The sequence below is a fragment of the Pedobacter sp. 01N416 genome, from assembly GCF_056399685.1.
Genome location: NZ_JBFTRT010000008.1, coordinates 23,635 through 29,634, shown reverse-complemented (window position 1 = coordinate 29,634; position 6,000 = coordinate 23,635). Strand labels below are relative to the sequence as shown.

Below are 6,000 nucleotides of genomic sequence, written 5' to 3'. Positions count from 1 at the left end.
GACCAAAGCATTGGGTACTACTTTTAATATGGTAGCAATACCTCCAAATTGGAATGTTTTCAGCTGACCATCTTTCGCCCGGGTTCCCTCTGGGAAAATAACAGTACTCCAGTTGTTTTCTTTCATTCTACGGCCAAGTTTAATGATTTCGGAAATGGCTTGTTTGTTATCTTTTCGGTTGATGTTTGCCCCACCGCCTAAACGCAGGTTAATGGATATGGATGGAATACCTTTGGTAAGCTCAATTTTAGAGATAAATTTTGCACTATGTTTCCTTAAAAACCAAATTAACGAAGGGATATCGTACATACTCTGGTGGTTTGCGGCAAAAATAATTGGTCTATCTGTCGGTAAATCGTGTTCATTCTTAAAACTGATTGAATTGAATAGAAAGCATTCCGACCGTTGCGGAGGAACCTTTAAAATTGATTTAATTTATGCGCATTGAAAGATTTCTCGACTACGCTGCACTGCGCTCGAAATGACGGAATCTAGGTTAATCGTTATGAGGGAATCTTAATATATTATTCTATAATTCGCCGTTCATTATCATCAGTTTTGCTCTTAAAATTGCGGCAACGCTTATCGAATCGGTAATCTCTCCATTCAAAACCATTTGATAAGCTTCATCAAAGGACAATTTTTTTACCACGAGTTGTTCCGTTTCTTCTGGCATCGCGATACCTTGAATTAAACCAGTAGCAACATAGATTATGCTCAGTTCATCGCTCACAGAGTTAGATAAATGTATTCTTTGGATCTCTTTCCAGTTTCTGGCGCTCATGCCCGTTTCTTCCAATAATTCCCTTCTGGCGCTTTCTAGCGATGCTTCGTGAAATGGGCCACCACCTTCGGGAATTTCCCAGCTGTAAGCGTTTAGGGCATACCGATATTGACCAACCAACCAGGTATTGTAATTTTCATCTAGTGGGAGGATTCCGATCGCCAGGTTTTTAAAATGAACGGTACCATAAATTCCTTTTCCGCCAGAGGGGTTAATCACCTGATGTTCGGTTAAGCGAATCCAGTTGTTATCGTACTTTACCTCGCTCTCTAGTGTTTTCCAAGGGTTGATCTCTTCCATGGTGCAAGATAAGCAATATGATTTTATCTTACTGTGGTTTTGCAGGAGGCGGCGGTGGTGGAATTTTATTTACGGTAATTTTAGTGAAACGATAATTTAGGCTAAAAGTGAAATTCTGCGTGTTATTGGTTGAATAATTCTCCAACCTGAAATTCTGGCCTTCATTGTAAAAGGTATTGGTCCTGTTTCCTAAAATATCATTTATTGTTACGCGAAGGTTTAACCGGTTACCAAAAAAGACTTTCCTGGCCGAGAAATTAGAAGTAATGGAACCTTTGCTCCGGCCTTGCGCATTAGTATTGTTGGCATAATTTAAGTTCGATTCGAAAGCCGTTTTAAGCGGTAACTGCATCGATAGGCCAATTGCCCCTCTAAAACTCAAACCATCACGGTTTAGCGAACTGTTTAATTGCGATTTATAATTACTTTGGATCACACTGAAATTTCCATTGGCTGATATCTTATTGGTAGGGCGATAATTCCCGATTAGGATAAGCGATAGCGAATTATTGGTGCCGACATTATCGTAAGTGCTTTCAGATCTGGCTGTATTGGAGCCTGGAATTAACGTTACCGTGCGGTAGCGTTCTATAACTCCTTGACTGGTAGAATAAGAAAGCCGCGGGTTGAATGACCATTTCTGGCCAAAAGCCCCAAAATTAATATCAAACTGGTGGGTGTAAGCTGGCGATAGATTAGGATTCCCGTAGGAGATATTAAGTGTATCAACATTATTAACCTGTGGGTTCAAGGTATTTTCTCTTGGCCGGTTTACACGGATGCTATAGGTAGCACCAATATTGTACCGTTTGCGGTAAAATCGATTTAAAGATAAATTAGGGAAAACGCTCAAATAAGGTTTTACATTATAATTCTGCCCGGTTGATAAATCGAAAGCTACATCTGTAAGTTCTGCCCTAACTCCCGTTTTAACACCCCAGCCAACCTTCCGGTAGTTGTAGGTGGCATAGGCAGCAGCTATATTTTCATTGTATAAAAACTGGTTCGATAATTTGTTGTTACGCACAAACTGTTGCGTTGCAAAATTAAAATTTTCGATTAACAAGTCGTTATCGTTCTTTCTGTAGTTAAAAGCTAGCCCGGCTTCAATGCGGTCGCGTTTATTGAATATTGGTTTTTCGTAATCTAAGGTTACGTTTAGTCCCCTGTTTCCGGTGTTGTTATTGTTTTGCTGTAAAGTTGGGGATGATGTATTGGGTTGAGTATAAGTGGTGCTATAATCCCTAAAATCGATACTCTTGTTGGTGTTGAAATTTAATCCTAAAGATATTTTACCTCCGCTGGTATCGGTCTGAAGATCGTAATCGGCATTAAAAACAAAGTTATTGCTATTGCCTTTACCCGTATTATGCTGGTTGCGGAGACGGTTTTCTATCCGTTCTTCGCTTAAGTAATGAAGATCGGTTGTAGCATTTGAATTTGAATTATTGAGGTTGTAATTGGTTGATAACCGCAGACTTTGCTTTGGACTAATGGTCCAATCTAAACCTATTCTAAAATTTCCACCGTTGTTATGGTTCCGGTAAGCCCCATATTGGTCATAATAGAAAGTTGTATCGGGAAAAAAGTTTTCGCGGAAATTGTGGCTGTCACCTTTCCCAACATTATAACGATAAGCAGCGCTTCCATTTATAGCATAAGATTTTCCGCGGTAAGATGCATTGGCGTTGGTATTACCGTTGCCCTGCAATCCACTCGAAACACCTACATTACCGTTAAAGCCAACCTTGAAGCCTTTTTTCATTACAATGTTAATGATGCCTTCGCCATCTCCGCTATATTTAGATGGTGGATTGGTAAGGACTTCTATCTTATCGATGGCATCAGAAGGTAGCACATTTAGCAGGTCGGCGATGTTCGAGGTCATATAGTCTGAGGGTTTACCATCAATAAAAACCCTCGTACTTCTTTTTCCTGCAATGGTAGCGTTGCCATCAATATCTACCTGCACCATTGGTACGTTTTTTAATACATCTGTTGCGGTACTGCCTTCGGCTAATAGTGTTGAGCCAACATTGTAGGTAACACCATCAGCTCCGAATTCGATAGGTGGTTTTTGGACGGTAATGGTTACTTCCTGCAAAGAATTTTGTTCAGAGGTTAGTTTTAATGCGCCCAGGTTTTTATCAAAATCTTTTTCTGTTATGGCTATTCCATTTACTTTTAATGGGGCATAGCCAACAAAACTTATCCTAATGCTATAATTTCCTGTTTTTAGATTTTTAATACTAAAATGGCCATCCTCATCTGTGGCAGATGTAACTATGGGCTGTTCAGATCCATCGATATAAACAGATATTACCGCTGATGGAATAGATAATCCACCAACTTCTTCAATCACTTTTCCACTGATTACACCTTTTTCTACAGCAAGCGCAGTAAAGGCCTTGAGTAAAATTAATAAGGTAAAGCAAAGCTTAGGTAAAAGTTTTTCCAATATCTGATTAGTTAAAAAAGGTGCTTAGAAATATTTTTCTAAGCACCTTAGGTTATTAAAATGATCCCTCATCAGGACGGTTATCCTGCTGATCGTCTTTCTTCTTTTTAGCACCCGTAAATGTTGTTTTTCCAAAACGGTAAGAGAAGGTTAGGTTACCCATTGTTCCCTGCATTTGTCGTTCGAAATCAACAATAGTTGCCTTATCTTCGGTGGTCATGCTCCATCTTCTGGTGTTAAATACATCTCTAACATTGAAACTTAAAGATGCTTTTTTGTTCGGGAAATCATATTTGGCTCCGCCGTCAATTCCATACATGGCGTTACGTTTTCCCTGTGCCATCACTTCCGGTGCTCTATAATCGCCGCGTACCTGTAACGATACATTTTTTGCAACGGTTAAATTTCCCGTTAGGTTGGCATTCCAACTAAATCCACTGCTCGATGGAATATCAAATCTTGCATCTCCGGCAAACTTAGCTTGATATAAGTTTACGTTGGTGGTAAAATTTAAAGCTTTAATCAGATCAAAGCGGCCAATTAACTCTAAACCACTATTGATTTGATTCGTTAAATTTTGAGGGGTTGAAGTAATGATCCCATTAACTGGTGTACTTCTTACCCGTTGAATTACATCATTGGTTTGGCGGAAATACAAACTCGAGGTTAAGGTTACTTTTTTCCAGTATTTACTATATCCCAATTCGAAAGAGTGTACATCCTCTGGCAATAAATTCGGGTTACCACCTCTATAGTTTAAAGGATCCGAAACATCCAAAAATGGATTGGTATCCCAGGGGCGAGGGCGGTTTACACGGCGTGTATAACTCAATTGGAGTTGATTATCGCCCTTTAATTTTTGCGTTAAGAAAACACTTGGATATATCCTTTTGTAATGGATATTTCCTTCGGCCGTGGTTAATACATTACCCGTGTAACCTTCTAAATGCGTATTTAAACGCGCATCTTCTCCTCTTAATCCAATTTGGTAACCAAAATCTTTAATCTGGTTCTGGTAATTGAAATAAAGTGCGTGCACCTGATCCTTACTATCGAAACCGTTAATTAACTTATTGTTACTGACATAAATATTCGTATTTGTAGGAATCGAATCTGCGTATTGATCATTGTTTCCTAAGCGGATCTGGCTACGGTAACCAACTTCAATTTTACCGGCTTTACCAACAGGTAATGCATAATCAGTCTGGATGTTGTAATTGGTGTTATTGCCAGTGTTAAAAACACGCTGTAAACTTAAGGTTTCATCAATCGGCACACCATTTCGGTTAGTGGTGTTGGTGCTGTAAGTTTGGTCGTTGTTGTTTGTTCCATACGAATAACCAAAGTTGAAGGTTAACTCTTCTTTCGGTCTTTTAAACTTCTGTACGTAATCTAAATTCAGGTCATAACTTTTTCCATAACCGTCATTATTATTGGTTCTGTTACTTAATAAAACAGGTGACTGGTTTGCACTTAATTGTCTAATATCAAGCAGCTCGTTCCGCTCATTTTCTCTTGAGTTAAAACCACCCGATAAGCTGATTACGCTTTTTGGTGCCAAATAATAATCTAAACCAGCTTTAGCATTGTGTCCTCTATCGGAAGAATTAGAAACGGTATTCTGATTTGCGAAAGCTGTTGAACTGGTTGGTGTTTTGTAGGTAATGTCCTGGAAACCGCCACCCAAACGGTTGCCATAGCGATAGCCATAGTTTCCGTAAAGGTTTACTTTGCTATTCTGAAAACTTAAATTAGTGTTGGCATTATAGTTATCACGGTTACCTGCAGTTAGCGCAACTGAACCGTTAAAGCCAAGTTTCGTATTTTTCTTCAGTACGATGTTGATGATCCCTGATTGACCTTCTGCATCATATTTAGCCGATGGATTGGTAATTACCTCAACGCTTTCGATAGAGCTGGCCGGGATCGATTGGAGAATCTGCGCTACATTACCGCCGGCAATTAAAGATGGTTTTCCATCAATTAAAACTTTTACGCCTGTAGAGCCACGTAAACTCACATTGCCATCCATATCGGTAGAAACTGAAGGAACATTCTGCAATAAATCGCCTGCTGAGCCACCTTCGCTGATTACGCTCTGGTCTACAGCAAAAATCTTTTTGTCGATCCCCATTTGCATGCCTTGTTTTTGGCCTGTTACGGTAATTTCGCTTAGCATATTTCCTTTTGAAGGATTCATTTTAATGTCGCCAGTATTGTTGTCGATTGTAAAAGTCTCATTAAAAAATAAAATTTCGTGTGTTTTATAAAGGGAGACAAAGTAACGGCAACTAAGTTTAATTAAGGAGCCGTAACTATTTTATTACAGCCATTTTATAGTAATATTTTTGTGGGCTAATCGGCAATTAACTGTTCTCAATCAGCAGTCATCAGTTTTACAAAAACTATAAAAGAATATTACAATTGAACAATTTGCAAAATGTTACTTTTGTTTATT

At 38.9% G+C, this 6,000-nt stretch carries 3 protein-coding genes and 1 pseudogene; all 4 read right to left on the bottom strand.

The features are described 5' to 3' along the window. Positions 1–390, bottom strand: a pseudogene (locus tag AC1DND_RS01065) (lysophospholipid acyltransferase family protein); the annotation flags it as partial. Between the two features lie 139 nt (positions 391–529). Further along, the gene (locus AC1DND_RS01060; RefSeq protein ID WP_477578383.1) at positions 530–1,084 is read right to left on the bottom strand and encodes an NUDIX domain-containing protein; all 555 of its coding nucleotides are present in this window, start codon (positions 1,082–1,084) and stop codon (positions 530–532) included. Between the two features lie 28 nt (positions 1,085–1,112). Then, positions 1,113–3,542: a TonB-dependent receptor gene (locus tag AC1DND_RS01055; RefSeq protein ID WP_477578381.1), complete on the bottom strand. Its 2,430-nt coding sequence runs from the start codon at positions 3,540–3,542 to the stop codon at positions 1,113–1,115. Positions 3,543–3,597: 55 nt separating this feature from the next. Next, a complete protein-coding gene (locus AC1DND_RS01050) occupies positions 3,598–5,742 on the bottom strand; it encodes a TonB-dependent receptor domain-containing protein (RefSeq protein ID WP_477578379.1) in 2,145 nt (714 codons plus the stop codon). Positions 5,743–6,000: the final 258 nt, after the last annotated feature.

Coding starts and splice junctions, on each gene's coding strand:
- AC1DND_RS01060 (WP_477578383.1), bottom strand. CDS start 1,084: ATGGAAGAGATCAACCCTTGGAAAACACTAGAGAGCGAGGTAAAGTAC.
- AC1DND_RS01050 (WP_477578379.1), bottom strand. CDS start 5,742: ATGAATCCTTCAAAAGGAAATATGCTAAGCGAAATTACCGTAACAGGC.